This is a genomic window from Seohaeicola sp. 4SK31 (assembly GCF_028802875.1).
Lineage (GTDB): Bacteria > Pseudomonadota > Alphaproteobacteria > Rhodobacterales > Rhodobacteraceae > Seohaeicola.
This window is the reverse complement of the sequence record NZ_JARAMP010000001.1, coordinates 117767-143768: the sequence shown is the minus strand read 5'-3', so window position 1 is coordinate 143768 and position 26002 is coordinate 117767. Positions and strand designations below refer to the sequence as shown.

Here is a 26002-nt window from a genome sequence, read left to right as displayed (position 1 = left end):
CTTGAATGAGCTATCCTCCGGGGTGGCGGAAAGCCCCTGAACCGTCTGCCGTGATCAGCTTGGCCCGATCATGAAGCACTGCACCTGACGGGCTTGCAGGCGACGGCAGGCCAGATCCGCGCTTTCGCGGGTCATGCCCATGAAATTGGCATCAAATCCGCCATTTCCCTGCACGATCTTGCGGAGGGTTCCGTCCAGCGTATTGACCTCTTTCAAGGCGGTCTGGAGCAGGACCTTCTCGGCGGCGTGGCGACTTCCGAAGCGACCCACATTGATACCCCAGTGACGACCACCCGAGGTGCTGATCCGTGTGACGACCTCCGGTTCGGGCGCGGTCGCCATCTCGGCTACGGCGGCGGGTGCGTCGGTGCGCACGGTCTCTTCGCTGGGCAGGCTGGCCAGAACGACCAGACCCTCGGGCCGGGCGCGGGGTTTGATGGCGGCAGGAGGCGCGGTCCGGGACACAGCTACCTCGACAGCCGCCTCTGGCGCAGCAGATGTTTCGGCAAGGGCTGCGGGTGCCTCAGGCAGCGCGTCGGCCACTGCTTCCGCCAGTTCTGCGATCTCTGTCGTCTCCTCGGACGTGTCCGCGGCCAGAGCCAGCGCTGTATCCGGCACTTCGGCGGCGGGCGCTGTGGTGTTGTCTGCGACAGCAACGGGACGCTCTGGAATGGCGAGCGGCGGGTTAATGGCGGCCAAGGCCGGAACCGGCTCTGCGGCGGGCACCTGCTTCTGTGCCACTTCAACCGCGGCGGTCTGGGCCGCGACCTCGGTCAAGGCTTGGGTGATGTCATCCTTGAGCGCCACGATGACGGGGGCAGGCGCGCCCGATCCTGGTCGCGCGACGGGGCGAAGGCTGGACGAAACGGCGGTCACCAGCCGGATCGTCTTGCCCGCAGCCGGACGTCCGCTGACCGAGGCTACAACCGCTGCGACCTGGTTCTCGACATCGCCCTCGCTGGGGCCGCGACCTGGTATGGCATCCGGTTTTGCAGGTTTGCGCAGCGCCACGCGGGACGGGGCCTTCTTGAAGCCAAGATCAAGCAGTTCTGCCACGCGTTGGTTGCGTGACACGGTCGAACGTCCGCCGAACACCGTCGCAATGATCCGGGTGCCGCCACGTTCCGCCGAGGCGACAAGGTTGAACCCCGCTGCACGGGTATATCCCGTCTTGATCCCGTCCGCGCCACGATAGGCATCCAGAAGGCGGCGGTTGGTGTTGTTCACATGCGCAATGCCCGCATCGGTCGAGCGGCGCGAGAACAGATTATAATACTCGGGAAAATCATAAAGCATGTGACGACCAAGGATCGTCATGTCGCGCGCCGTGGACATATGCCCCTCGGCTGTCAGCCCGTGCATGTTCTTGAAGGTCGTGCGCGTCATGCCCATCGCGGCCGCGGTGCGGTTCATCCGGCGGGCATAGGCCGCCTCGGACCCTTCGATGGCCACTCCGATGGCATGGGCCGCGTCATTGGCCGATTTGATCGCCGCGGCACGAATCAGATAACGCAGCTTGATTTTCTGACCTGCGCGCAATCCCAGCTTGCTGGGCGGCTCGGCTGCGGCCTCGCGCGTGATCGTCACATCGGTGTCAAGGCTGATCTCGCCCCGCTCAATGGCCTGAAACGCGACATAGAGCGTCATCATCTTGGTCAGAGAGGCCGGATGCAATCGGGTGTCGGCATTCTCGGAATGGAGCACTTCTCCATTCCGCGCATCCATGACCATTGCCGCATATGGCGCTGCCCTCACGCTGAGCGGAAGCACAACGATCAACCATATGGCTGTGAATAGAAATAGCCCGTATCGGGCCGGCTGCCTACGCCGCACCTTCATTGTCACTGCCTTCTGCCTCAAGCCGCCGATATTTCGGTCGGTCATTTTTATATGAGTTCAGGCTAACACAGGCACAAAGTTGAATAAAGTGTTCATTTGTAAAGCGTTTCACGGTGAGGTTGCATCATCTAGACCGGATTTCGCAACATGTGGTAGGTATGCAGGCGGACATCCTCAACCCATGGCCTGAATGGGGGACGAGGAAGGTCACGACCGGGCGCGGGTTCACGCCGATGTCAGGCAAGAGACCGGTCAATTGTGACCCTATTGCTGCAATTCTCAGCCGATTTCACGAACCAGATCGGCCAAAGCACCCAGATCTGGCAGTTCCCGATACCGTGGCGCGGTGCTGGGTGTTTCGGCTATCTCGATCTCCCAGACCAGACCATGTGGCACATGCACACCCCAACCGCCCGCCTCGATTACGGGCACCACGTCCGAACGCATCGAATTGCCCACCATCATCGCGCGTGCGGCCCCGTCACCATGGCGTGCAAAAATTCCCTCATAGACAGGCGTCGTCTTGGCCGAAACGATTTCGACACCGTCGAACAGATCGCCAAGTCCGGATTGTGCCAGCTTGCGTTCCTGATCCAGCAGATCGCCCTTGGTGATCAGAAGCACACGGTGCGTGCCCGCCACGGCGGTGACGGCCTCGCGCGCATGCGGCAGAAGTTCGATCGGATGGCGCAGCATGTCTTGCCCGGCGGCGATCAGTTCCGCGATGACGCTGGCGGGCACCCGCTGCGCGGTCACTTCGATTGCGGTCTCGATCATCGACAGGACAAAGCCCTTGATCCCGAAACCGTAGTGGCCAAGGTTCCGTTTTTCCGCCTCGAGGAGACGCGCCATCAGATGATCGGTATCCGCATGATCGCGCAGCAGGTCGGCAAATCGTTCTTGTGTCAGCCGGAAGAAGCGCTCGTTCTGCCAGAGGGTATCGTCGGCATCAAAGCCTATTGTGGTCAAATTCTGCATCACTTCCCCGCCGATCCCGGCGCACCCTCTTTTCTAAACGCCCCCGGAGGTTATATAACCCGGTCAAAGCCAGCCAAACATGCATGCCAAACCAAAGTAGCGCCAGATGATCCAGCGGCCCCTTCATATGTCTGACAAGAAAGACGCCGACGGTGATGCCTCGGTCGTGGTGCAGACTCGGCCCAAGACCAAGCGACCGCCGCTTTACAAGGTTTTGTTGCTGAATGACGACTATACGCCGATGGAGTTCGTCGTGCATGTGCTGGAACGATTTTTCGGCATGTCACACGCGCAGGCTTTCGAGATCATGCTGACGGTGCATAAAAAGGGGCTGGCCGTTGTCGGCGTGTTCAGCCATGAGATTGCAGAGACAAAGGTGACACAGGTGATGGATTTTGCCCGGCGTCACCAGCACCCGCTGCAATGCACGATGGAAAAAGAATAATCCCATGTTGACCGAACGCCTGTCGCTGGCCCTGTCGGGTGGCGACCTGATCCTGCCGACGACCGGCCGTATCGCCGTGTTCGCGCCGCGTGCGGGGACGGATCTGACGATTCTGCCGCAGGACCGTGTGCAGGTGATCACCGGCTTCAAACCCGATCATGACGCCTTCACCGCCGCGCAATATGCCTGTGCGCGGCAGCCTGAGGGCAGCTACGCCGCCGCTCTGGTCTGTCTGCCCCGTGCCAAGGCGCAAGGGCGGGCCTTGCTGGCGCAGGCCTGCGCGGTGGTGGGGACCGGTGGGCTGATCATCGTGGACGGCCAGAAGACCGACGGGATCGAGTCGATGCTGCGTGACCTACGAGGGCAGGGCGTTCAGCCCTCGGTTCTGTCCAAGGCGCATGGCAAGATCATCTGGTTTCACGCCCGACCCATGCCCGCCGATTGGCACGCCCGCGGCCCGCAGCCTGTTGAGGGTGGTTTTGTCACCGCCGAGGGCGTCTTTTCTGCCGACGGAATTGATCCGGCCTCGCGGCTTCTGGCGGACAGCCTGCCAGATAAACTCGGCGCGCATCTTGTCGATCTGGGCGGCGGCTGGGGCTATCTTGCCGCGCGTATCCTGGAACGGGATAGCGTCCAAAGCCTTGATCTGGTCGAGGCGGACCATGCCGCCCTGGATTGCGCGCGCAGCAATGTGAGCGACCCGCGTGCGCGGTTTCACTGGGCCGATGCCACCACATGGCGGCCGGGCACACCGGTGGACGGGGTCGTCATGAATCCCCCTTTCCACGCAGGTCGCGCGGCTGACCCAGATCTGGGTCGTGCTTTCATTGCTGCCGCTGCCGCGATGTTGACGGCTCAGGGTCGGCTGTGGATGGTAGCCAATCGCCATCTGCCTTATGAGGCGGCGCTGACTCAACATTTCGCCGAAGTGTCAGAACTGACCGGCGACAACCGGTTCAAGATTTTGCTTGCCGCGCGCCCTCTGGTTGCGAAGTCTCGCACCCGGCGCTGAAATCGGCTAGCGTCCCCGGAACAACGGAGATCCCCCATGTCCTTTTCCATCATTGGCAAGACCGCGATCGTGACCGGAGGCGCCTATGGTATCGGCCATGCCATCGGGCGACACTTTCTGGACAAGGGCGCCAATGTCGTCTTTGCCGATCTGGACGAAGACCGCCTGCGCAAGGAACTTGGTCCCAATGAAGATGGCAACAGCCACCGCTATTTCGCAGGCGACCTGCGCGAGAGGCTGACAATTGCCAACCTGCTTTCGGCCACGATCGACGCCTTCGACCGGGTCGATATTCTGGTGAACGGCGCGCGGCAGATCACAACGACCGATGCGCTGGACCCCGAAGACAGCTCTGTCGATACTTTGCTTGAGCAGAACCTGCTCACCTCCCTGCGCCTGTCGCAGATGGTGGCCCGGCGCATGATCAAACAGGCCGAGGATCTGGAAGAGAATGAACCGGCTGGCACCATCGTCAACATCTCTTGCCTTGCGGCACAGCGCACGCATCCTGATCTGATGGGCTATTCCATTTCGACCGCCGCGCTGGATCAGATGACCCGGTCGCTTGCGCTGGCGCTGGCTCCGCACCGGATCCGGGTGAACGCCGTGGCCTTCGGCTCCGTCATGTCGGCCAGCCTCAAGGCGGCGATCAAGGACAACCCCGATTACCGCGACCAGATCATCGCACGCACGCCCTTGGGTCGGATCGCGCCGCCTTCGGAACTGGCCGAGGCGGTGCAATATCTGGCTTCTGATTGCTCCAGTTTCATGACCGGTCAGATCATGACCGTCGATGGTGGACGCGGGCTGCTGGACCCGGTGATCGCACCGGCCCATTGACCGGCGCTGACGGATGGGGGCGCTGCCCCCGTCCTGCGGACTCCCCCGGGATATTTGCTGTAAGAAGAAACAGACTTGGGACAATGGGCGTCTGGCGCTGTGTGTTTCCGGCTGCTAGGTTTTCCGGCAGAGAGATCATCCACACAGGACGCCGTAATGACCCAGACCTCCGCTCTTGCCCCGGCCATGCAGACCGAGAAGGAGACCGCCGCCGCATGGTTCCGTCAGTTGCGGGATGACATCGTGGCCGCATTCGAGAAGTTGGAGGATACGCAGACCGAAGGCCCCACCGCCAGCTTGCCGGCAGGTCGGTTCGAGGTGACGCAGACGAAACGGTCCTCCGAAGACGGATCGGACGCGGGTGGCGGATTGATGAGCGTGATGCGCGGCGGTCGCGTGTTCGAGAAGGTGGGCGTCAATATCTCGACTGTCTATGGCACGCTGGGCGCGCGCGCGCAGAAGGCTATGGCCGCGCGCGGCGTGCCGGGGATGGAGGATGATCCACGTTTCTGGGCGTCCGGCATCAGCCTTGTGGCGCATATGCAGAATCCCCATTGCCCGGCGGTCCATATGAACACGCGCATGTTCTGGACCCCCGGCGCATGGTGGTTCGGTGGCGGGTCCGACCTGAACCCCTGCATCGAATATGCCGAGGATACGGCCCATTTTCACGATGTGCAGAAGGCTCATCTGGACCCGCACGGAGAAGCGCATTACCCGCGGCTGAAGGCTTGGGCGGATGAGTATTTCTTTGTCCCGCATCGCGGCCGCGCGCGTGGTGTGGGGGGCATCTTTCTGGACGACCACAATACGGGCGATTGGGCACGGGATTTCACCCTGATTCAGGATATCGGCCGGGCCTTCCTGCCGGCCTATCTGCCGCTGGTGGAAAGGCGCCGCACCCAGCCCTGGACGGAAGCCGACAAGGACGTGCAACTGGTGCATCGCGGCCTCTATGCCGAATACAATCTGGTCTATGACCGTGGGACCAAATTCGGGCTGGAAACGGGCCATGACGCCAATGCCGTGCTCATGAGCCTGCCGCCGCTGGCCAAATGGGTCTGACCGTTCGGCAATGACGCAGCGGAAGGGAAAAGGGGCCGAAAAGCCCCCTTTCTCTCAGCTGGCAATAATGCCTTATCAAATTGATATCTTTTGATATTCGACAGTTTGCTTGACCCATGTCAAGGCGGCCTGCCCCCGAACATGCGATTCTGTGCATATGGATACGTGCGAGTTCCTATTCGGGTTCTGGAGGCCCAAGCGATGAAAAAATCCATTCTGACATTTGCGGCTGCGTTCGCCCTGTCAGTCATGCCCCAACTGGCCGGGGCGTCCGATCTGCGCGAGGCCGCGCTTGAGATGTTCAAGCCGCTTCCCTCGACCTTGCCTGCGCTGAACAACAACACCATTACCCCCGAGAAGGTCGCGCTGGGCAAGGCTCTGTTCTTCGATCCGCGCATGTCTGCCTCGGGCGTGTTTTCCTGCAACTCCTGTCACAACCTTGCGACGGGTGGGGATGACAACATGGAGACCTCTATCGGTCACGCCTGGCAGAAGGGGCCGCGCAACTCTCCGACGGTGTTGAACTCTGTTTTCAACGAGGCGCAGTTCTGGGACGGCCGCGCCGCTGACCTTGCCGAGCAGGCCAAGGGGCCGGTGCAGGCTGGTGTCGAAATGGCGAACACGCCAGCAAACGTGATCGCAACGCTGAACTCGATGCCGCAATATGTGGACTGGTTCAAGGCCGCCTTCCCCGCAGAGGCCGATCCTGTGACCTTCGACAACTTTGCCAAGGCGATCGAAGCCTATGAGGCGACGCTGATCACCCCCTCGCCCTTTGATGCCTTCCTGAATGGCGACGATGGTGCCTTGAACGAGATTGAGCGCGCCGGGCTGGAGCTGTTCATGGACAAGGGCTGCGCCGCTTGCCACAACGGTGTGAACATTGGCGGCAATGGCTATTACCCGTTCGGCCTGATCGAGAAACCGGGTGCGGATGTCTTGCCGCCGGATGACAAGGGTCGCTACCAAGTCACAGCGACAGCGGACGATTCCTACGTGTTCCGCGCCTCGCCCCTGCGCAACATCGACCAGACAGCGCCGTATTTCCACTCGGGCAAGGTGTGGGATCTGCGGGTCGCCGTAGCGATTATGGGCACGTCGCAGTTGGGTGAAGAGCTGAACGATCAGGAAGTCGATCAGATCGTGGCCTTCCTCGGTTCGCTGACCGGAGCCATGCCTGAGGTGGTCTATCCCGTCCTGCCACCAGAAACCGCAGCCACGCCGCGGCCCACGGGCGAGGTGAAGTGAACCCGACCGCAATCTGACAGAAAACGAGAACGCGCAAGGTTGCCCTTGCGCGTTCTTTTGGCTCGCCGATGTCCGCGCGTCAGTTCCCGCGCACCGTGTCGATCATCAGCTGCACATTGGCCGGGTCCGCATCAGGTGTGATCCCGTGGCCGAGGTTGAAGATATGCGGGCCGTTCTTCAGGGCCTGCACGATCCGCCGTGTTTCATCCACCAGCGCCTGACCGCCCGTCACCATATGCGATGACTTGAGGTTGCCCTGCACGCAACTGTCGGGCTGCACATGCTGTGCCACCCATGCCGCATCCACCGAATCGTCCACAGCCACGCAATCGGCCCCGGTCGCCTTGGCAAAGCCGACATACTTGTCGCCGGCCTCCCGCGGGAAGGCGATGACGGGGATGCCGGGGTGTCTGGCCTTCAGCGCCGCGATGATTTCTTTCGCGGGTTCAAGCGCATAGGCGTCGAAATCAGCACCTTTGAGCGATCCCGCCCAACTGTCGAACAGTTTGACCACTTCGGCCCCGGCGTCGATCTGCGCGGACAGATATTCGATGGTGGCGGCGGTGATCCGCGCCAGAAGCGCTTCGAACACCGGGCGGTTCTCGGCCTTCAAGGCGTGGGCCGGGCCTTGATCCTTGGTGCCCTGTCCCGCGATCATGTAGGTCGCAACCGTCCATGGCGCGCCCGCGAATCCGATCAGCGTCGTTTCACGCGGCAGTTCGCGGCTGAGGATCCGCACGGTTTCATAAACCGGGTTCAGCGTCTCATGGATGGCGTCCACGGGTTTGAGCGCATCCACACCAGCCTGCGTGGTGATGGTGGACAGGCGCGGCCCTTCGCCGGTGACAAACCAAAGATCCGCACCCAAAGCCTGCGGCACCAGCAGAATGTCGGCAAACAAGATCGCCGCATCAAACCCGTAGCGGCGGATCGGCTGCAGCGTCACCTCGGCCGCCAATTCGCTGTTGTAGCACAGCGACAGGAAATCACCGGCCTTCTCGCGCGTGGCGCGGTATTCGGGCAGGTAACGCCCCGCTTGCCGCATCATCCAGATCGGCGGCGTGTCCAATGTTTCCCCGGCCAGCGCCCGCAAAATCGTTTTATTGGTCATATCTGTTCCCTTCGGTTGACAGTTTCGTCCCCTCTGGGCGGCAAGATGTCAAGCATCTGGTGCTTGTCAGGTCTGCTTTACATGACTAACAACTGTCTCATGACACTGACACGCCCCACCCCCGCCTCACCGCTGAAGATCGGCACCCGTGGTTCCCCGCTGGCGCTGGCCCAGGCGCATGAGACGCGCGCCCGCCTGATGGCGGCTTTCGACCTTCCCGAAGAGGCATTTGCCATTGTGGTGATCAAGGTCACCGGCGATGCGATTCAGGACCGCCCGTTGAAAGAGATCGGTGGCAAGGGTCTCTTCACCCGCGAGATCGAGGAGGCGTTGCTCGACGGCACCATCGATATCGCGGTTCACTCGATGAAGGACATGCCGGTCCTGCAACCGATGGGGCTATTGCTGGACACATATCTGCCGCGGGAGGACGTGCGCGATGCCTTTGTCGCACAGGACGTGGCGGCGCTGAAGGATCTGCCGGACGGCGCGCGCGTCGGCTCCTCGTCTCTGCGCCGCCGCGCGCAGCTTCTCAACGCGTTTCCGCATCTGGAAGTGGTCGAGTTTCGCGGCAACGTGCAGACACGGCTCAAGAAACTGGCCGATGGCGTGGCGTCTGCAACCTTTCTGGCGCAGGCGGGGCTCAACCGGCTTGGAATGGCCCATGTTGCGCGCGGTGCCATTTCGCCCGATGAGATGCTGCCTGCCGTGGCACAGGGTGCCATTGGCATCGAACGGCGCGCCGATGACACCAACACCGCCGCCATGTTGGAGGCCATCCATCACACCGAAACCGGCCAGCGTCTTGCGGCCGAACGCGCCTTTCTGGCAACGCTGGACGGCTCTTGCGAAACGCCCATCGCCGGGCTGGCCGAGTTGAACGGCACAACGCTTCGCCTCCGTGGCGAGGTGCTGCGTCCCGACGGCTCCGAGAAGATCGCCGATGACCGCAGCGCACCCATTGCAGATGCGCCCGACATGGCCCGCGACATGGCGCAGACCCTTCTGAAACAGGCAGGACCCGGCTTTTTCGACTGGCGCTGAGCCGCCGTTTCTTCTTGCCGTAAATATCCCCGCCGGAGGCGCATCTGTCAGTCTGGCAGCACCTTGCCGGGATTGAGGATGCCTTTCGGATCAAGCGCCCCCTTGATCGCGCGCATGGCGGCAAGTGCCACCTTGTTCTTGCGTCGCGCCATCGAGGGCAGTTTCGACGTGCCGATCCCGTGCTCGGCCGAGAAACTGCCGCCCAGATCCAGCACCACATCCTCGACCGCTTCCATGATCGCATCATGCACGGCGGGGTCCTGAGACACCGGCCAGACTGTGTAATGCACGTTCCCGTCCCCCAGATGCGACACGGTCAATTCCTTCGCCCCCGCATCCAGCCCCGCCAGCCGGTCATGGATGCGCGACAGGAACACCGCGACCTTGTCCAGCGGCACAGCCACATCGTTGTTCACGATGGGCCGCCGGGTCAGAGCTATCTCGGCGGCTGCCTCGCGGCGCTGCCACATCTCGGCGCGCTGGGCCTGTGACTGGGCCACGACCGCGTCCAGGATCATGCCCTCCTCGAACATGCCTTCTAGCACCTCTTCCAGATGCACGGCCACGGGCACGCGCCCGTCCGGCCCCGGTGTGCAGTCACGCGGGGCGGTGGCGCCCACCTCGACAAGGATATTGACGTCATGCATCTGGTCAAAAGGCGGCTTGGCGCCGGGGAACTTGTCCAGATGCCCCTCGACATAGGCGCGCGGCATATACTCGAACGCCTCGACCCCGCCGCCTGTCGCCTCTTGCAGCCGGTTCAGCAACACCAGCGCCTGATCCAGCGAGGGGGCCGCCACCATGGCCGTTGCATAGGCGCGCGGTTTCGGTGCCAGTTTCAGCACGGCGGCGGTAATGATGCCCAGCGTGCCCTCTGCTCCGATCATCAGGTGTTTCAGGTTGTAGCCCGAGTTGTCCTTGTGCAGTTCGCTCATCAGATCCATCACCTCGCCCGTGGGCAGGACAACTTCCAGCCCCAGACACAAATCGCGCGTGTTGCCATAGCGCAGCACGTTGGACCCGCCCGCATTGGTGGACAGGAAACCGCCCACCATGGCCGATCCGCGCGCGCCAAAGGTCAGTGGAAAGATCATGCCATGGGCATCCGCCGCCTCATGCAGGCTGGACAGGATCACCCCCGCCTCGACAATGGCGATGCGCGCGGCAGGCCGCACCTCGCGGATGCGGTTCATCCGGTCCAGTGACAGCATGATGGCGCCCTCGGCCTTTGTGCCGCCCGCCAGCCCGGTATTGCCAGACACCGGCACGACGGCGGTGCCCGTCTCATTGGCCAGTCGCAGGATTGCGGCGACCTCTGCGGTCGATCCGGGGCGCACGACGGCCAGCGGGGTCCAGGTGTAGACACCGGTCCAGTCACGCGACCAGCGCGCCAGATCGCTGCCCTGCACCACATTGGCCTTGCCCACGATCTCTTCCAGCCTGTCCTGCATCCCGCTCTCCTCCTCTATCCGGCATCTGCGTCGCCATCTGAGGCAGAAGCGCGGGTGAAGGCAAGCCGTGCCTGTCCCGCAAGCTCCGCGACACCTTGCCGATTGCCTTTGCGGCACTGGACACCGTCGCTGGAACACCTATGTGCGCAAGGCAGCAGGGCATCGTCCCTGCCGCCAGACGCGGGAGTCCAAGATGATGACATTTCTTCAGAAAGCCTATCCAGCCATTCTGCTAAGCATGCTGCTGGCGGTTGCTTCTCTGATCCTGACCTATCCGGCGCAGGCGCGTGGCCCGTTTGTCTTCGACTCGATAGACGGGGGAACCTTGTCCCTTGACGACTGGCGGGGACAGCCCGTTCTGGTGGTGAACACGGCGTCCCGCTGTGGCTATGTGAACCAGTTCGACGATCTGCAGGCGTTGTATGACCGCTACCGTGAGCAGGGTCTGGTGGTTCTGGCCGTCCCGTCCAATGACTTTCGGCAGGAATTGTCCACGAATGAAGCGGTGGCTGACTTCTGCGAGATGAATTTCGGGATCGACATGCCGATGACAACCATAACCCATGTGAAAGGTGCCGGCGCACACCCTTTCTACCAGTGGCTCGCACAATCGGCGGATTTCACGCCGGGTTGGAATTTCAACAAGGTTTTGCTGGCCCCTGATGGATCGGTTGCAGGCACCTATGGTGCCCCGGTCAAGCCGCTGTCCGGCCAGATCACCAGCCTGATCGAGGCGATGCTGGTCAAGGGCTGACTGGCCCATGCCTGACGACGTGCGTCCTGTCTTCATCGGGTCGGAAATCTATCGCGGCTCCAGCTATGGCGACTGGCACCCGTTGCGGGTGCCGCGCGTTTCCACCGTGATGGACCTGTCGCGCGCCTTGGGCTGGCTGCCGCCCGCGCAATACATCAGCAGCCCCCGGGCCAAGCCTGCGGCCCTGTCAGTCTGGCACGACCCGGCCTATATCGCGGCGCTGCAACAGGCCGAGGCCGACGGCGCTGTGTCCGAGGCGGTGCGCGCCCGCCACAACATCGGTACCCACGCCAATCCCGTCTTCCCCGAGGTGTTCCGCAGGCCAGCCACATCAGCGGGCGGTGCGCTTCTGGCGGGCGAGTTGCTGGCCCGGCCCGGTGTGGTCTATGCCCCGGCAGGGGGCACCCATCACGGGATGCCCGACCATGCCAACGGGTTTTGCTATTTCAACGATCCTGTTCTGGCGATCCTGTCGCTGCGCCGTCAGGGGATGCGCCGCATCGCCTATGTCGATATCGACGCGCATCACTGTGATGGGGTGGATCATGCGTTTCGCAGCGACGCCGAGATCTTGCTGGTCTCGACACATGAAGAAAACCGTTGGCCCCGCACCGGCGCGTTGGAAGATGCGGGCGTGGGCAACGTCTTCAACCTGCCCCTGCCCAAGGGAGTGCATGATAGCGACATGGCATTGATCCTTGATCGGCTGATCCTGCCTGCCGTGGCCGACTTCCGCCCGGATGCCATCGTCCTGCAATGCGGGGCCGACGCCGTGGCCGAGGATCCGCAATCCCGCCTGATGCTGACCAATACAGCGCTGTGGTCCGTCGTGGCCGCGTTGCGCCCGTTGTCGGACCGCTACCTCGTGTTGGGCGGCGGCGGCTATAACCCCTGGTCCGTGGGGCGGGCCTGGACGGGGGTCTGGGCCACGTTGACCGGACAGGAGATACCTGACCACCTTCCATCCGAGGCTGAGGCCGTGCTGCGCGCGCTGATCTGGCGCGGTAACCGGCGGGGGCGGACCCCTCCTGAACACTGGTTCACCACGCTGCGTGACACGCCACGCAGCGGTCCTGTTGATGAGAGGGTGCGGGCACGGGTTGACCAAGTGACCGCACGGCTGAAGGCGACAGTGTGATCAGCCGGCTTTGCCTTCATAGGCAGTCCGAAACACAGCCATGATCTGACGCGCGACGGTGCGCGCATCATGACCCTTCGCCGTGTCGAACCAGATCGGAGCCCAGTTCAGCGCTCCGAACAGATGCAGCCGCAGCAAGGTGCGATCCACACCCTGTGGCAAGGTCAGGCCGCTGAACATATCGCGGAATATCTGCTCGTAGCGCCGACGTTCTGCCCGAATCGCGGCGCTGATTCCCTCGCGCTCGCCCAGAAACTCGGGCGAGACGATGGCGACAAGGTTGCCCGTCTCGATCAGCCCTTCCAGATGGGCGGTAGCCGCAGCCTCAAGCCGGTCCCAAGGGCCAAGGCCAGCTTGATCCGCCTCGGTCAATGCGGCGCGGACCCGCGCTTCCATCACGGCGACCACACGCTGGTGCAGCGCCAGAAACAGCGACTCCTTTGAATCGAAATGATAATAGAGCGAACCCGGCAGCATCCCTACGGCGCTGGCGATGTCGCGCATGGAGGTGCCGTCATAGCCTTTGGCCGCCATGAGTTCGCCCGCGCGATCCAGCAACTCCTCGCGGCGATTGGTAGGGGTCTGACCTGTGGTCTGGGTGTTTGTCTGGGCGTCTGTCATACTGGGTACTTGTCTTGTGCCGGAATGGGGGTTGCAGGAAAGGGCGGTTCAGGTCGATATAGCGGACAAACGAACGATTGTTAACCTGTCCACAAAAAATAGGTGCAACTTGACCGAGAACACGATCCACGCCGTTGAAGCAACAGGAAATGGTCTGAAGGACATTGTGGTTGTGACAAAATCTGCCCCGCCCAAACCGGGACCGGGCGAGGTGACGGTCGATCTGCTGGTCGTGACGATCAATCCTGCCGATCTTCTGATGCTGGAAGGCCGCTATGGTGTGCGCCCACCCGCGCCCTTCATCCCCGGCAGCGAAGGCGTAGGGCGCATCAGCGCGGTGGGTGAAGATGTGGCTTTGAAGGTCGGTGATATCGTGATGCCGATGCCCGGCAATACATGGGTTGAACAGATCACCTTACCCGCGCGTCATGTGGTGCCTTTGGCGGCATCCGTCGATCTGGATCAGGCCGCGATGCTGAAGGCCAATCCGGCGACGGCGCTGGTGATGCTGGAGGATATCATCCCGATGCGGGCAGGCGACTGGGTGATCATGAATGCCGCAAATTCCGCCGTGGGGCAGAATGTGGTCAAGGTGGGCCATGCGCTAGGCTTGCGCGTGGCCTGTGTGGTGCGGCGCGCGGCCGCGGCGCAGGCGCTGCGCGATCTGGGGGCCGAGGTGGTCATTGTCGATGACGGCACGCGGGCAGTACTGTCGTTGCCCGGAGGGGCAAAGGCCCGTCTGGGGCTGGACGCGATTGGCGGGGCCGCAACCGAGCGTTTGGCGGCCTGCGTGGCCGATGGGGGCACGGTGGTCAACTATGGTTTGCTGTCCGGGGAAAGTCCGCGCCTCAGCGCCCATGATCTGGTGTTTCGCGGCCTGACCCTGCGCGGCTTCTGGCTGGCGTCATGGTTCGCCAAGGCAGGGCCGTCGCGGATCAAGCAGGTATACGGCCAGCTTGTGATATGGCTGGACGAGGGGAGGATCGGCGCCAAAGTCGATGCGCGCTACCCGATCGGCAAGGCCGCAGAAGCCGTGGCCCATGCCGCCCGCGAAGGGCGGGACGGCAAGGTTCTGATGACCACCCGCTTCTATACCGGCTGAGCGGTTTTAAGGCTCGCGGATATCGCCGCCATTGCAGTTCATCCGGGCCATGAGTTCAATGGCGTCCGGCTTCACCATCAGGTCGCAGAACAGCGTGCGCTCCATCGCCAACCGGTCCGGGTCAGGCGTGGTTCCCCGGATCAGACGCTTGATATGGGCCAGCGCCAAGGGCGGTTTCGCCACCATCTGCCTGGCCATGTCCAGCGCATGATCCAGCACCGCGCCCTGCACGCAGGCGTTCACAAGGCCTGCCGCGGCGGCCTCATGCGGCTGAAACGTCCGGCCGGTCAGGCAATACTCCAAGGCACGCGCCTGACCGACCAGAAGAGGCAGACGTTGCGTCCCTCCGGCACCGGGCAGGATGCCCAAGTTCACTTCCGGCAAGCCGATTGGGTAATTTCCTGCCTGTGCCAGCCGGATATCGCAGGCCAGCGCCAGTTCGTAGCCGCCTCCCATCGCGGTGCCGTTGATAGCCGCGATATAGGGCTTCGCGCTGCTTTCGATCCGGCGCATGTTGCGATGCAGCGCAGGCTCGGGCACCGGGCGGTCGGGGCTGAACACCATCCCGCGCGCAGCCAGTGCACGGGATCGCGCCTCAAGCACCCGGACATCGTAATGCCGGATGAACGCGCCATCCTGAGCGCCCGTCAGGATCACGGCACGGACGGATTCGTCCGCCTCCACCTGATCTATCGCAGCGGTCAGCCCGGCTTCGGTCCCTTCGTCCATGAACCCTTCGGGAGGATTTGCAAAGCGGATCACCGCGATCGCGCCTGCTATGGATACATGGACTGTGCCTGTGTCGGGTCCGCTCATGTGCGTGCCTTTCGGATGTTCGCCTTCGCCTCGCGCAGGTCGATGGCCGCAGGATCGGCGCAAGGGTCCACGCCATCGGGATACAGGCGGTGTTTTTGCACCTTCTGTGTGCCTGTGACCGGCAGAGCGTCGCGGAACACGATCCAGCCCGGCAATTTGTAATAGGCGATCTTCTCGCGGGCGAAATCCAGAACCGCTTCAGCCGTGGCAAGATCGCCCGTATGGCCTTGGGCTGGGACGATGGCGGCAAACACCTCTTCGTCGCGCATGGCATCGGGCACGGCGATCACGGCGACCGCACCCACGGCGGGGCAATCAATCAACGCATTCTCGACCTCGGCGGCCGAGATATTCTCGCCGGAACGGCGGATGATGTTCTTGGCGCGCTCGACGAACATCAGCATCCCGTCCTCGGTCTGCATCACCACGTCGCCGGTGTGGAACCAACCGTCGCGCCATGCCTCTTCGGTCGCTTGGTCGTTCTTGAGATAGCCTTTGAAGAAACCCTGTCGCGGATCGGGGCCGGGGGCGCGCACGACCAACTCGCCCGCCACACCGCGCGGCACTTCGGCCCCTTGGTCGTCCACCACCTTGGCCAGCAGGTGATCCGGCAAGGGGCGGCCAAAGGCGCGGGTGTCGATCTGACGGGGGGCGTGACAATCGGCCAGGAACCGGCCTGTCTCGGTCATGCCCCAGACCTCGACCATGGGCAGGTTGAACCGCTCCTCGAACGCACGATGGATCGCCGGGTCCAGCCCGGCGCCAAGCCCATAGCGCAGACCATGGCTGCGGTCGCGCGCGCTGGGCGGTGCCTTCATCAGTACGGGCGGAATGATTCCCAGATAGTGAATCGCCGTCGCGCGGGTGGCGGCCAGATCATCCCACCACGTTTCAGCGTGAAAACGGTCGGGCACGATCAGGCAAACGCCCTTGAGCAGCGCCATGGCGATGGTGTTGATGCCCGCGTTCACATGGAAATAGGGTAGAGGGATGAAGATGCGTTCCATCCCATCCCGCACTGTCAGGGCGCCGCCATGTTCCGCATAGACCCTGCCCACGGCGAAGGCATAGTCATTGTCGATGATCGCCCCCTTGGGCCGCGAGGTCGTGCCAGAGGTGTAGATCAGCGCGATTTCCGTATGCAGGTCAGGAACATGATCCAGTGCAGCGCGCGGGGCAACGGGTGGCACGAAACCGGTGGGGGTGCTGGCATCGTCCCAGCCCACCACGGGGATATCAGCCACATCGGTGATCTTGTCGCGGTTCCACGGCAGGCTGACAGCAGCGTCCACCTCGGAATGATCCAGAAGATACGCCATCTCGTGCCGCAGATAGTAAGGATTGACAGGGACTTGCGATACACCCAAGCGGTTGAGGGCCAGAAAATGCATCACATGCGCAGGGTGATTGTCCAGCGCCAGCGCGACGCGGTGACCAGGCCCCCACCCAGCCTTGGCCCATGCCTCGGCAAGGGTATCGACTGCCCCCAGCATGCCAGCAAAGCTGATCTCGGTCCCCTCAGGCAAATAAGGGCGGCCCGCGCGCGGTGGCACACACAGGAACGGGCGATTTCCGTGTTCCGAGACGATCCGTGACAGGGCGTCATAGAGGGATTGCATCATACCCTCTCGATCAGCATGGCCATGCCTTGTCCGGCACCAAGACACATCGACAGGATCGCGCGGCGCCCGCCGGTGTCCTCAAGGTGTTGCATCGCGGTCAGGCACATGCGCACGCCGGTGACGCCGGGCGGATGGCCCAGACTGATCCCGCCGCCATAGAGGTTGTGGATCTCGCGCGGGATGCCCAACTGCCCCTCGGCATGGATATTGACGGCGGCAAACGCTTCGTTGATCTCGACATAGTCGATATCGGCCATGCGCAAGCCCTGCTTGTCCAGCAGCGCGCGGATCGCAGGCACCGGGCCGTGGCCCATGATGCGGGGGGGCACGCCGACGACGGTCCAATCCACGATGCGGGCGCGCGGCGCAATCCCCTTGCCCTCCAGCGTGGAACGGTCACCCACCAGAACGAAAGCCGCCGCATCATTCACGGTCGAGGCATTGCCCGCCGTGACCTTTCCCCCTTCGCGAAAAGCCGGGCGCAGACGGGCCAGCTTTTCCTGCGTCGCATCCGCGCGTACGCATTCATCAGTATCGAAGATGCGGGTCACCCCTTTGCCAGCCGCCGGATCAGCCACCGAAACGCCCATGATCTGCCGTGCCAGAAACCCCGAAGCTTGCGCCGCCAACGCGCGCTGCTGGCTCAGAACGCCCCAGTCGTCCATCGCGGCGCGGGTCAGCCCAAAGTCCTCGGCCAGATTTTCAGCCGTTTCGCCCATGTATTCCTGACTGAAGGGGCAACGATAGGCCCAGTCAAGCATGTCCTCGACCACGGTCGGGCCGCGCTTGACGCCGCCGCGCAGGGTAGTGATGGCATGGGGAACACGGGAATAGCTTTCGGCCCCGCCCGCGATGGCCAGCCGCGAATGGCCGCTATCCACCTGCTGTGTGGCCGAAAGGATCGCTTGCAGACCCGAGGCACAGGCCCGCACCACGGCAAGTGCGCCCGAGGATTCGGGCAAGCCCGCTTTCAACCCCACAACGCGCGCGCCGAACAGGCTGTCCCGCCCCGAGGGCACAGTCGACGCCAGCACGATGTGATCCACCTCGCTGGCGGTGATCCCGGCCCTTTCGATGCAGCCAGCGGCCACCGTGGCGGCAAGGTCTGTCATCTCGATCCCGCTAAGTGCGCCGTCGAACGCGCCGAGCGCGCTGCGGATACCCCCTGCGATGACTGTGTCGGTCATGGTTCTGTTCCTTGAATGAAAGGGGACGCCGCTTCCGTGAGTGGTGTCTGCGTCGGTCCGTTGTCGTCAACCCAGTTCTACCGGCATCACGCGCGGCCCGCGCATGATGATCGTCGCGTGCCAGTCGATCGGCTCTGCCGCAAGTTTCAGCTTGGGCAGCCGTTGCACAAGGCGCGGAAAGGTCACCTCTCCCTCAAGACGGGCAAGAGCCGCCCCCATGCAGAAATGCACCCCATAGCCAAAGGTCAGATGGCGGTTCGGTTTTCGTTCGATATCGAAATACTGCGCCTTCTCGAACATCGACGGGTCCTGATTGGCGGTGTTGATCATGGCAAAGACACGCTCTCCGGGTCGCAGGGTCTTGCCGTGCAACTCATGCTCGACCGCCACCAGCCTTGCCATTGACCCCGACGGGCCGTCCAGCCGGAGACATTCCTCGACCGCCGACTTCGCCAGTTCCGGCCTGTCGGCCAGAAGGCGGGCGGCCTCGGGGTTGGTGATGAATTTGGCCATCCCGCCCGCAAGCAGGTTTGCGGTGGTCTCATGCCCGCCAAACATCACCAGCATGCAGGCGGCGACCAGTTCGTCCTCGGTCATTTCGTCATCGGCTTCGCGTGCGGCGATGAAGGCCGAGATCAGATCATCACGCGGCTCTGCCCGGCGTTCTGCAATCAGCCCACGGAACAGGGTTGCCATTTCATGCGCGCCTTCGGCGGCACGTTCGTATTTGTACGGTGCATTGCGGGCCGAGCCGATGAAAAGCTGCATCCTGTCCGAACAGGACTTGAGGTGGAACATATGTTCGCGCGGCACACCCAGCAGATCCATGATCACCATGGCAGGTAGTTGCATGGCGAAATCATTGACGAAATCGAAGGGCTGCCCACGCGGCAGGCGGTCGGCCAGGATATCGCAGATTTCTTCGACACCGGGGCGCAGGACCTCGACCGCGCGCATGGTGAAGGCGCGCCCCATCAATTGCCGCAGGCGCGTGTGTTCAGGCGGATCGCGGAACACCAGCCAGAGTGTCAGATAGCGCATCAACTCGCTGAGGGCCGACTGCTCCTGTGCCGGCAGGCTTTCGTAGAATGGCTTGATCCGATCCACTGACATGTCCGCCGAGGTCAGCGCTGACTTAACATCGTCATAGCGGGTCAGCACCCATGCCTTGAGTTTGGGGCTCCAATGGGCGGGGTCGTGTTCCTGCAACGCCAGAAGTGCGGGGTAGGGATCCCGGACAACATGCGGAAGCGTCGGGTCATACTGCGGGAGCGCAGATTTCAACGGATTGTTCACAGGTATCCTCCCAAGTCTGCCACCTTGGTCGATTCGCCACAGGGTTGCGGCGTCGGCTCAAAGTTTCGCCTGTCTATCGTCAGATTATTTACCAAGCAATCGTTTGCTTGACTATTACATCGGCTTTTCGCATTGTCCAGACATGGCGCGTCGGGGAGGACGAGTTGCCAGCCGTGCAGGGCAGGATCCCTGACGGCTTGAAGGGCGCAAAGCGCCCGAAACATGTCATGTGGGGAGGAAAAACATGGCACTGAACCGCAGAAATTTCGTGATGGCGGCCGCAGCCGCACCAGCGGCGGCCCTGGCGGCACCCGCAATCGCACAAGGTAATCGCAAGCTTCAGATGGTGATGAGCTGGCCGCACAACTTTCCGGGCCTGGCCTCGATCGCCTATAATTTCGCCAAATATGTGGGCGAGTTGACGAATGGCGAATTGACCGTCGAAGTCGCTGCCGCAGGTGAGCTTGTGGCTGCATTCGAGGTGTTCGATGCGGTGGGGTCAGGTGCGGCGGATTGTTATCATTCCACCCCCGTTTATCTGGCGGGGCAGTGGCAACCTTCGGTTTTCTTCGCGCAGGTGCCCTTCGGCTTCACCGCCACTGAACATCTGGGCTGGATGTATCATGGCGGTGGACAGGAATTGCAGCAAAAGCATTTCCGCGAACTGTTCAACGTCGTTCCCTTCACTTGCGGCCAGACCGGCCTGCAAATGGCAGGATGGTTCAACAAGGAAGTCAACAATCTGGACGACTTCCGCGGCCTGACCATCCGCCTGCCCGGTCTGGGCGGCGAGGTGATGCGCCGTGTCGGCGCCAATGCCGTGCTGATCCCCGCGCAGGAGATTTTTCCCGCCCTGCAGGCTGGCACCATTGATGCCACCGAATTGCAGGGGCCTTGGCTGGACACATCTTCGGGCTTCCATCAGGTGACCAAGTTCTATTACGCCCCCGGCTGGCAAGAGGTGAACTCGGCCGGTGAGATCGGCCTGAACGCGGAAGTCTGGGACAGTCTGTCGGATCAGCACAAGGCTGCCGTGCAGCGCGCGATCGAGGCGGCGAATTCGATCAACGTGGGCGAATGGGCCTATAACAACGCGATGTTCTTCCAGACCCTGCTGAACGAGCACAAGGTCGATGTGCGCGCTTTCCCCGACGACGTGATCGACGCGCTGGCCAAGACTTCGGCCGAGGTGGTGGCGGAACTGGCCACGGTGGACGAGCGCGGCAAGGAAGTGCACGACAGCTATATGGACTATTTCAAAATGGCACTGGAATATTCCGTCAAGACCGAGGCACCCTTCTTCGCGTCACGCGCACGGCAATTCGCGGCGCTTTGAAAACGGTGTAAATTCCTCAGGGCGGCGGCAACTCTTGCTGCCGCCTGTTCTGTCCCGAAAGGTTGCCATGGACCCCGTCATCCGCTTTCTGGACCGCATCACCATCGGCTTTGCCAAGCTGGTGGCCGTGCTTGTCATTCCGATGGTCCTTCTGGTCTTTGCCAATGCGCTGCTGCGCTATGTCTTTGGTTATGGATCGGTGTGGCTCTATGAATCCGTGATCTATTGCTTCGTGCTGGTGATGGCCGGACTGGCCGGATGGACCCTGACCACGAATGAACATGTGCGTGTCGACATCCTGTATGCGGCTCTGCCCGCCCGGTTTCAGGGATTGATCGACCTTGTCGGCGCGACCGTTTTGATGGGGCCGTTCCTGTGGCTCATGTGGGACCGTTCGCTCCCTTATGTTCAAAGGTCATGGAATATTCGGGAAGGCTCGATGGAAATCTCGGGTATCCCCTATGTCTGGCTTCTGAAAACCGCCTTGTTGGTCTTTGTCGTCGTTCTGGCTGTTGCGGGCCTGTCCTTTCTGCTGAGGGCCTTGCAGAAGGTGATCGGGGGGCGTGGATGATCGACTTTCTGGCGGCCCATCTGGATGTGGCTCTGTTCGGAGCGGCCATCATCCTGATGATGTTCGGGTTTCCCGTGGCTTTCACTCTGGCTGGTGTCGCGCTTGGTTTTGCTTGGCTCGGGGCCGAGGTCGGCGTCTTTCGTTGGGCGCAACTGAATTTCCTGCCGCAGCGGGTTTGGGCGATCCTCAACAACTCGGTCTTGGTCGCGGCACCATTGTTCATCTTCATGGGGCTCGTTCTGGAACGCTGCCGTCTGGCCGAGGACATGCTGACCGCGATGGCGCGTCTGTTCGGAACGCGGCCCGGCGGTCTTTTGATCGCCACGACAGTGGTGGGCGCATTGATGGCGGCCTCGACCGGCATCGTTGGGGCGACCGTGGTGACGATGGGCCTGCTCGCGCTGCCGGTGATGCTCAAGAACGGTTACGATCCGGTTGCGGCTTGCGGCGCGATCTGTGCCTCTGGAACCTTGGGGCAAATCATCCCGCCTTCCATCGTTCTGGTGTTTCTGGGTGATTTCCTGACCCTGGCCAATCAGCAAGCCAATCTCATCAGCGGCAATCCGACGGGCCGGTCGGTGGGTGTGGCCGACCTGTTCGCGGGCGCGTTGCTGCCCGGTCTGGCGCTGGTCGGCTGCTACATCATCTACCAGTTGCTGCTGACATGGCGCCGCCCGCAAGTGGCCCCGCCTCTGCCGCCGCGCGCATTGGAGGAGGTCGGCGGTGCCAGTGGCGAATCCGACATCGCGCTGTTCCTGCGCGCACTTGTGGCACCGCTTTTGCTGATCGTGGCCGTTCTGGGGTCGATCCTGGGAGGCGTGGCGACACCGACCGAGGCCGCAGGGGTCGGGGCTGTCGGCGCGATCCTTCTGGCTGCGTGGCGTGCCGCGCCGCACCTGCGGGTCGTTCTGGCGGCAGGCCTGTTCGCGGCTATCGGTATTCTTGCGTTGCTGGCAGTATTCGACCTGCGTGTAGGCCGCACCGATACGGCCCCGGCCGAGCTTTGGGCGATCCGTGCCGCTGCCGCTTTGCTCTTGCTGATCTGTATCTCGGTTGCGACTGCCCTTTGGGTGACATTCCGCGATGGCGCGCTGATGGACGTCACCTTCCGCACGGCGCGGATCACTGCGATGATCTTCACCGTTTTGATCGGGGCCACACTCTTCACTCTGGTGTTCCGTGGACTGGGCGGCGAGGAAACCATCAAGCACCTGCTGGAGGGGCTGCCCGGCGGGCTGATGGGCGCGATGATCTTCACGATGCTGTTGATGTTCCTACTGGGGTTCTTTCTGGATTTCCTTGAGATCATCTTCATCCTTGTGCCCATCCTGTGCCCTGTGCTGATCATGATGGGGGCTGACCCCGTCTGGCTGGGTGTGATGATCGCGATGAACCTGCAAACGTCCTTTCTGACGCCACCTTTCGGTTTCGCCTTGTTCTATTTGCGCGCCGCAGCCCCTGCCAGCGTGAAGACGACACAGATCTGGCGGGGGGCGGTGCCCTATATCGGCTTGCAGCTTGTGGCCTTGATGCTGGTCGCGGTCTTCCCGGTTCTCGCGACGGGACTACCCACGTGGATGCTGGGCAACTGACGGAGTGTTTCGATGATTCTCTTCACCAATCTGACTTCGCCTTTCGCAAGGCTGGCGCGTATCGCAGTGATCGAAAAGGGGCTGGCCGACAGGGTCGAGGTCCGTGTGATCGACCCTTGGGGTGGCGATCCTGGTTTTGTTGGCAGCAATGCGCATGAGCGGGTGCCTTCGCTGATCACGGATGATGGCACGGGACTCTCGGAAAGCGCGATGGTTCTGCATTGGCTGGACCATGTGGCACCGGAACCGCCGCTGTTCCCGCAGAATGATCTGGCGCTGATGCTCCGTCAGGCGGGGGCGGCGCTGGGGGCGATTGACGTGATGGCGGCGATCATCATCACGCGCAAATCGGCCCCGGATTTCGATACGAATACGATCGGCCAGAAACGGTTTCGCACGATCAATGCGGCTTTCGATCGGCTTGAGAAGGCACCGCCCCGCGATCTGGCCGACAGCCCGGATATGGCCGCCATCGCGACGGCCACGGCGCTGGATTACGCCGCTTTCCGTTTCCCCGACAAGGATTGGCTGGGCGCGCGCCCCGCGCTGGCCGCATGGCGCAAGCGGCAGGCAGGGCGCACCTCGCTCGACACCACGATGCCGCGCGAGGCGTAATTCCTCAGGCCAGCCTGACCGCTCCGTCAAGGCGGAAGGTCGTTCCGTTCACCATCTGGTTGCCGATGATGAACGCCACCATATCGGCGAATTCCGCAGGCTGGCCCTCGCGCTTGGGGAAGGGCACGCCGTCGGTGATGGATTTTCGCCATTCTGGCTCTACGGTATAGAACATCGGTGTGCCGAAAACCCCCGGTGCTATGCAGGCGACCCGGATCCCATGACGCGCCAGTTCGCGCGAGGCTGGCAAAGTCAGGCCCATCACTCCTGCTTTCGAGGCGGCATAGGCGGCTTGACCGACCTGCCCTTCATACCCCGCGACCGAGGCTGTCGTGACGATCACGCCACGCTCGCCCCCTTCCAGCGCGTCTGCCTTTGCCATCTCGGCGGAGGCAAGGCGCAAGGTATTGAAAGTCCCGCTCAGGTTCACGGACAGCACGCTGTCAAAAGCCTCCAGCGGCATGGGATCCCCGTCCCGTGACAGGATCTTGCGCGACGGGCCGACGCCCGCGCAGGCCACACAGATGCGCGCAGGGCCATGAGCGGCCCGGGCCTGTGCAAAGCCCGCTTCCATCCCGGCCGCATCGGTCACGTCGCAGGCAATGGCGATTCCGCCTATATCACTGGCCACGCGCTGCGCGGCTGCCGCGTCGCGGTCCATCACCGCCACCCGCGCGCCATCGGCTGCCAGACGCCGCGCCACAGCCTCGCCCAGACCCGAGCCTGCGCCGGTTACGACGGCGGCCATTCCTGCACTCTTCATATCTTCGCCTCGCTCCAATAGGGGTCGCGGAGCAGGCGCTTGAGCACCTTGCCCAACGCGTTGCGGGGAAAATCCTGCCGCAGCTCCACCGCGTGAAGCCGCTGGTATTTCGCCAGCCGCTCATTCGCCCAATCCTTGATCGCGGCGGGGTCGGCATCGCCGCGCGGGATCACAAGGGCCAGACAAGTCTCGCCCCATTTGTCATGGGGCACGCCGATCACGCAGACATCGGCCACATTCGGGTGCTGGCCCACGACAGCCTCGACATCTGTGGGAAAGACGTTGAAGCCGCCCGAGATGATCATGTCCTTCTTGCGGTCGATGATCGTCAGATAGCCGTCCTCGTCCAGCATGCCCACATCGCCGGACCGGATGAAGGTGCGCCCATGTGCGTCGCGCCAGATCAGCGCCTCGGTCAGTTCCGGCTGGCCGTTATATTCGCGCAGCATGCCCGCGCCGTAACCCACGATCTCGCCCGGCTGACCGGGCGGGCATTCACGCCCCTCTTCGTCGATCACGCGCATGTCGAACCCCATCACCGGCGTGCCGACGGTGGCGAATTTGTCATCCGTCTCGCCCGGCTTCAGGATCGCGGCGAAGCCTTCGGAAAACCCGTAAAGCTCGCATAACCCCGGTGTCAGGCGTTCCAGGACCTTCTTCTTCACATCCCGCCGCAAGGGTGATCCCGCGCACAGCACCTTTTGCAGCGACGACGTATCCGCCCCCGCCATCGCGGGATGATCCAGGATCATGATGAACTGCGCGGGCACCATGAAGCTATGGGTGATCCGCTCGCGCTTGACCGTGTCCAGAAACCCCGCCGGATCGAAGGATGGCATGACATGCAGCGTGCCCCCCGCAAAAAGCGTGGGCAGCATCACGATCCATGTCCCGTTGGAATAGAGCGAGGTCGTGGTCAGCGTGCGCGCATCCGAGGTGATGCCCAGCTCGATCGCGTTGGAAAAGGCGAAATGCAACCGCGCGGCATGGGTCTGCACGATCCCCTTGGGCAGGCCCGTGGTGCCCGAGGAATAGATGATGTTCAGATCATCCCCAGGACGGTGGCGTATGCCGGGCAGGGCGGTGGGTTGGCCTGCGGTGAAATCGGCAAGCGTCGTCCATCCCGCACCGTCAAAACCGAAACCGACCCAAAGCGTGACTTGCTCCAATCCGCTGCGCACACCCTCCAACCGCTCGCGGAACCCGCTGCTGGCGAAGGCGCGGGTGGCGCGGCTGTCGGTGATCAGCCCGGCCATCTGCTCGCCCGTCAGCAGGCCAGACAGCGGCACTGCACAGCCGCCCGCGCGGATCACGCCAAAGACGACCTCCAGCATGTCCACCGAGTTGTCCATCAGCACCGCCACCCGGTCCCCGCGCTGCAGTCCGTCGGCGATCAGGGCATGCGCCACCCGGCTGATGCCTGCGTCGAAGTCGCCCCAGGTCCGGCGCACTTCGCCACAGACCACAGCCAGACGCCGCGCCTTGAAGCGCCCGTGTTGCGCCAGCATGTCGCTGATGTTCACGAATGGCTGATCCAGCACTTCGGTCATGTCCTT

24 protein-coding genes are annotated in these 26002 nt (G+C 62.8%); 13 read left to right on the top strand and 11 right to left on the bottom strand.

Translation table 11 applies throughout. The features are described 5' to 3' along the window. Nucleotides 1-54: 54 nt before the first annotated feature. Nucleotides 55-1839, bottom strand: coding sequence for a D-alanyl-D-alanine carboxypeptidase family protein (locus PVW27_RS00705; protein WP_274554580.1), 1785 nt, complete (start codon nt 1837-1839; stop codon nt 55-57). A gap of 279 nt (nt 1840-2118) precedes the next feature. Continuing rightward, nucleotides 2119-2817: an HAD family hydrolase gene (locus PVW27_RS00700; RefSeq protein WP_274554579.1), complete on the bottom strand. Its 699-nt coding sequence runs from the start codon at nt 2815-2817 to the stop codon at nt 2119-2121. Between the two features lie 106 nt (nt 2818-2923). Here PVW27_RS00700 and clpS point away from each other — a divergent pair, with 106 nt between their 5' ends. From clpS to PVW27_RS00675, 5 genes are all read left to right on the top strand, one after another. After that, entirely contained in the window at nt 2924-3262 is a 339-nt protein-coding gene (gene clpS / locus PVW27_RS00695) for an ATP-dependent Clp protease adapter ClpS (RefSeq protein WP_274554578.1), read from the top strand. A 4-nt stretch (nt 3263-3266) separates the two neighbouring features. Next, the gene (locus PVW27_RS00690; protein ID WP_274554577.1) at nt 3267-4274 is read left to right on the top strand and encodes a class I SAM-dependent methyltransferase; all 1008 of its coding nucleotides are present in this window, start codon (nt 3267-3269) and stop codon (nt 4272-4274) included. 36 nt (nt 4275-4310) lie between these two features. After that, a complete protein-coding gene (locus PVW27_RS00685) occupies nt 4311-5114 on the top strand; it encodes an SDR family NAD(P)-dependent oxidoreductase (protein WP_274554576.1) in 804 nt (267 codons plus the stop codon). A 156-nt stretch (nt 5115-5270) separates the two neighbouring features. Then, nucleotides 5271-6179: an oxygen-dependent coproporphyrinogen oxidase gene (gene hemF, locus PVW27_RS00680; protein WP_274554575.1), complete on the top strand. Its 909-nt coding sequence runs from the start codon at nt 5271-5273 to the stop codon at nt 6177-6179. Nucleotides 6180-6428: 249 nt separating this feature from the next. Beyond that, nucleotides 6429-7427: a cytochrome-c peroxidase gene (locus PVW27_RS00675; RefSeq protein WP_274554788.1), complete on the top strand. Its 999-nt coding sequence runs from the start codon at nt 6429-6431 to the stop codon at nt 7425-7427. A 79-nt stretch (nt 7428-7506) separates the two neighbouring features. Here PVW27_RS00675 and hemE read toward each other — a convergent pair whose 3' ends face one another. Further along, on the bottom strand, nt 7507-8538 hold the full coding sequence (hemE, locus tag PVW27_RS00670; RefSeq protein ID WP_274554574.1) for a uroporphyrinogen decarboxylase: 1032 nt from the start codon (nt 8536-8538) through the stop codon (nt 7507-7509). A 99-nt stretch (nt 8539-8637) separates the two neighbouring features. Between hemE and hemC the strand changes: the two genes are divergently transcribed. Beyond that, complete coding sequence (gene hemC / locus PVW27_RS00665; protein ID WP_274554573.1) at nt 8638-9582, top strand: hydroxymethylbilane synthase; 945 nt, start codon at nt 8638-8640, stop codon at nt 9580-9582. 47 nt (nt 9583-9629) lie between these two features. On the opposite strand, the gene PVW27_RS00660 is transcribed toward hemC, so the two are convergent. Then, nucleotides 9630-11033, bottom strand: a complete 1404-nt coding sequence (locus PVW27_RS00660) for an FAD-binding oxidoreductase (protein ID WP_274554572.1) — start codon at nt 11031-11033, stop codon at nt 9630-9632. A 193-nt stretch (nt 11034-11226) separates the two neighbouring features. Here PVW27_RS00660 and PVW27_RS00655 point away from each other — a divergent pair, with 193 nt between their 5' ends. After that, nucleotides 11227-11787 (top strand): glutathione peroxidase, encoded by a 561-nt coding sequence (locus tag PVW27_RS00655; protein WP_274554570.1) that lies wholly within the window; start codon nt 11227-11229, stop codon nt 11785-11787. Nucleotides 11788-11794: 7 nt separating this feature from the next. After that, on the top strand, nt 11795-12925 hold the full coding sequence (locus tag PVW27_RS00650; protein WP_274554569.1) for an acetoin utilization protein AcuC: 1131 nt from the start codon (nt 11795-11797) through the stop codon (nt 12923-12925). On the opposite strand, the gene PVW27_RS00645 is transcribed toward PVW27_RS00650, so the two are convergent. Further along, complete coding sequence (locus PVW27_RS00645) at nt 12926-13546, bottom strand: TetR/AcrR family transcriptional regulator (RefSeq protein ID WP_274554568.1); 621 nt, start codon at nt 13544-13546, stop codon at nt 12926-12928. A gap of 172 nt (nt 13547-13718) precedes the next feature. Between PVW27_RS00645 and PVW27_RS00640 the strand changes: the two genes are divergently transcribed. Beyond that, a complete protein-coding gene (locus tag PVW27_RS00640; protein WP_274554567.1) occupies nt 13719-14648 on the top strand; it encodes a zinc-dependent alcohol dehydrogenase family protein in 930 nt (309 codons plus the stop codon). Nucleotides 14649-14654: 6 nt separating this feature from the next. Here the strand turns inward: PVW27_RS00640 and PVW27_RS00635 are convergent, their stop codons facing one another. From PVW27_RS00635 to PVW27_RS00620, 4 genes are all read right to left on the bottom strand, one after another. Then, a complete protein-coding gene (locus PVW27_RS00635) occupies nt 14655-15464 on the bottom strand; it encodes an enoyl-CoA hydratase/isomerase family protein (protein WP_274554565.1) in 810 nt (269 codons plus the stop codon). Beyond that, the gene (locus PVW27_RS00630; protein ID WP_274554564.1) at nt 15461-17086 is read right to left on the bottom strand and encodes an AMP-binding protein; all 1626 of its coding nucleotides are present in this window, start codon (nt 17084-17086) and stop codon (nt 15461-15463) included. The genes PVW27_RS00635 and PVW27_RS00630 overlap by 4 nt, the downstream gene beginning before the upstream one ends. Then, the gene (locus tag PVW27_RS00625) at nt 17083-18273 is read right to left on the bottom strand and encodes a thiolase family protein (RefSeq protein WP_274554563.1); all 1191 of its coding nucleotides are present in this window, start codon (nt 18271-18273) and stop codon (nt 17083-17085) included. The genes PVW27_RS00630 and PVW27_RS00625 overlap by 4 nt, the downstream gene beginning before the upstream one ends. A 66-nt stretch (nt 18274-18339) precedes the next feature. Continuing rightward, a complete protein-coding gene (locus PVW27_RS00620) occupies nt 18340-19569 on the bottom strand; it encodes a cytochrome P450 (protein WP_274554562.1) in 1230 nt (409 codons plus the stop codon). A gap of 244 nt (nt 19570-19813) precedes the next feature. On the opposite strand from PVW27_RS00620, the gene PVW27_RS00615 reads away from it, so the two are divergent. The 4 genes from PVW27_RS00615 (at nt 19814) to PVW27_RS00600 (ending at nt 23683) form a co-directional block, all read left to right on the top strand. Continuing rightward, entirely contained in the window at nt 19814-20905 is a 1092-nt protein-coding gene (locus tag PVW27_RS00615) for a TRAP transporter substrate-binding protein (protein ID WP_274554560.1), read from the top strand. 67 nt (nt 20906-20972) lie between these two features. After that, complete coding sequence (locus PVW27_RS00610) at nt 20973-21476, top strand: TRAP transporter small permease subunit (protein WP_274554559.1); 504 nt, start codon at nt 20973-20975, stop codon at nt 21474-21476. Next, the gene (locus tag PVW27_RS00605; RefSeq protein ID WP_274554558.1) at nt 21473-23068 is read left to right on the top strand and encodes a TRAP transporter large permease; all 1596 of its coding nucleotides are present in this window, start codon (nt 21473-21475) and stop codon (nt 23066-23068) included. Before PVW27_RS00610 ends, PVW27_RS00605 begins: the two co-directional genes overlap by 4 nt. A gap of 12 nt (nt 23069-23080) precedes the next feature. Then, entirely contained in the window at nt 23081-23683 is a 603-nt protein-coding gene (locus PVW27_RS00600; protein ID WP_274554557.1) for a glutathione S-transferase N-terminal domain-containing protein, read from the top strand. Between the two features lie 4 nt (nt 23684-23687). Here PVW27_RS00600 and PVW27_RS00595 read toward each other — a convergent pair whose 3' ends face one another. Then, the gene (locus PVW27_RS00595; protein WP_274554556.1) at nt 23688-24431 is read right to left on the bottom strand and encodes an SDR family NAD(P)-dependent oxidoreductase; all 744 of its coding nucleotides are present in this window, start codon (nt 24429-24431) and stop codon (nt 23688-23690) included. An 11-nt stretch (nt 24432-24442) separates the two neighbouring features. After that, entirely contained in the window at nt 24443-25996 is a 1554-nt protein-coding gene (locus PVW27_RS00590; protein WP_274554555.1) for a class I adenylate-forming enzyme family protein, read from the bottom strand. Nucleotides 25997-26002 lie beyond the last annotated feature (6 nt).

Bases quoted from the DNA above. Each gene is read 5' to 3' on its own strand.
- PVW27_RS00705 (WP_274554580.1), bottom strand. From the start codon at position 1,839: ATGAAGGTGCGGCGTAGGCAGCCGGCCCGATACGGGCTATTTCTATTC.
- PVW27_RS00700 (WP_274554579.1), bottom strand. From the start codon at position 2,817: ATGCAGAATTTGACCACAATAGGCTTTGATGCCGACGATACCCTCTGG.
- clpS (WP_274554578.1), top strand. From the start codon at position 2,924: ATGATCCAGCGGCCCCTTCATATGTCTGACAAGAAAGACGCCGACGGT.
- PVW27_RS00690 (WP_274554577.1), top strand. From the start codon at position 3,267: ATGTTGACCGAACGCCTGTCGCTGGCCCTGTCGGGTGGCGACCTGATC.
- PVW27_RS00685 (WP_274554576.1), top strand. From the start codon at position 4,311: ATGTCCTTTTCCATCATTGGCAAGACCGCGATCGTGACCGGAGGCGCC.
- hemF (WP_274554575.1), top strand. From the start codon at position 5,271: ATGACCCAGACCTCCGCTCTTGCCCCGGCCATGCAGACCGAGAAGGAG.
- PVW27_RS00675 (WP_274554788.1), top strand. From the start codon at position 6,429: ATGCCCCAACTGGCCGGGGCGTCCGATCTGCGCGAGGCCGCGCTTGAG.
- hemE (WP_274554574.1), bottom strand. From the start codon at position 8,538: ATGACCAATAAAACGATTTTGCGGGCGCTGGCCGGGGAAACATTGGAC.
- hemC (WP_274554573.1), top strand. From the start codon at position 8,638: ATGACACTGACACGCCCCACCCCCGCCTCACCGCTGAAGATCGGCACC.
- PVW27_RS00660 (WP_274554572.1), bottom strand. From the start codon at position 11,033: ATGCAGGACAGGCTGGAAGAGATCGTGGGCAAGGCCAATGTGGTGCAG.
- PVW27_RS00655 (WP_274554570.1), top strand. From the start codon at position 11,227: ATGATGACATTTCTTCAGAAAGCCTATCCAGCCATTCTGCTAAGCATG.
- PVW27_RS00650 (WP_274554569.1), top strand. From the start codon at position 11,795: ATGCCTGACGACGTGCGTCCTGTCTTCATCGGGTCGGAAATCTATCGC.
- PVW27_RS00645 (WP_274554568.1), bottom strand. From the start codon at position 13,546: ATGACAGACGCCCAGACAAACACCCAGACCACAGGTCAGACCCCTACC.
- PVW27_RS00635 (WP_274554565.1), bottom strand. From the start codon at position 15,464: ATGAGCGGACCCGACACAGGCACAGTCCATGTATCCATAGCAGGCGCG.
- PVW27_RS00630 (WP_274554564.1), bottom strand. From the start codon at position 17,086: ATGATGCAATCCCTCTATGACGCCCTGTCACGGATCGTCTCGGAACAC.
- PVW27_RS00625 (WP_274554563.1), bottom strand. From the start codon at position 18,273: ATGACCGACACAGTCATCGCAGGGGGTATCCGCAGCGCGCTCGGCGCG.
- PVW27_RS00615 (WP_274554560.1), top strand. From the start codon at position 19,814: ATGGCACTGAACCGCAGAAATTTCGTGATGGCGGCCGCAGCCGCACCA.
- PVW27_RS00610 (WP_274554559.1), top strand. From the start codon at position 20,973: ATGGACCCCGTCATCCGCTTTCTGGACCGCATCACCATCGGCTTTGCC.
- PVW27_RS00605 (WP_274554558.1), top strand. From the start codon at position 21,473: ATGATCGACTTTCTGGCGGCCCATCTGGATGTGGCTCTGTTCGGAGCG.
- PVW27_RS00600 (WP_274554557.1), top strand. From the start codon at position 23,081: ATGATTCTCTTCACCAATCTGACTTCGCCTTTCGCAAGGCTGGCGCGT.
- PVW27_RS00595 (WP_274554556.1), bottom strand. From the start codon at position 24,431: ATGGCCGCCGTCGTAACCGGCGCAGGCTCGGGTCTGGGCGAGGCTGTG.
- PVW27_RS00590 (WP_274554555.1), bottom strand. From the start codon at position 25,996: ATGACCGAAGTGCTGGATCAGCCATTCGTGAACATCAGCGACATGCTG.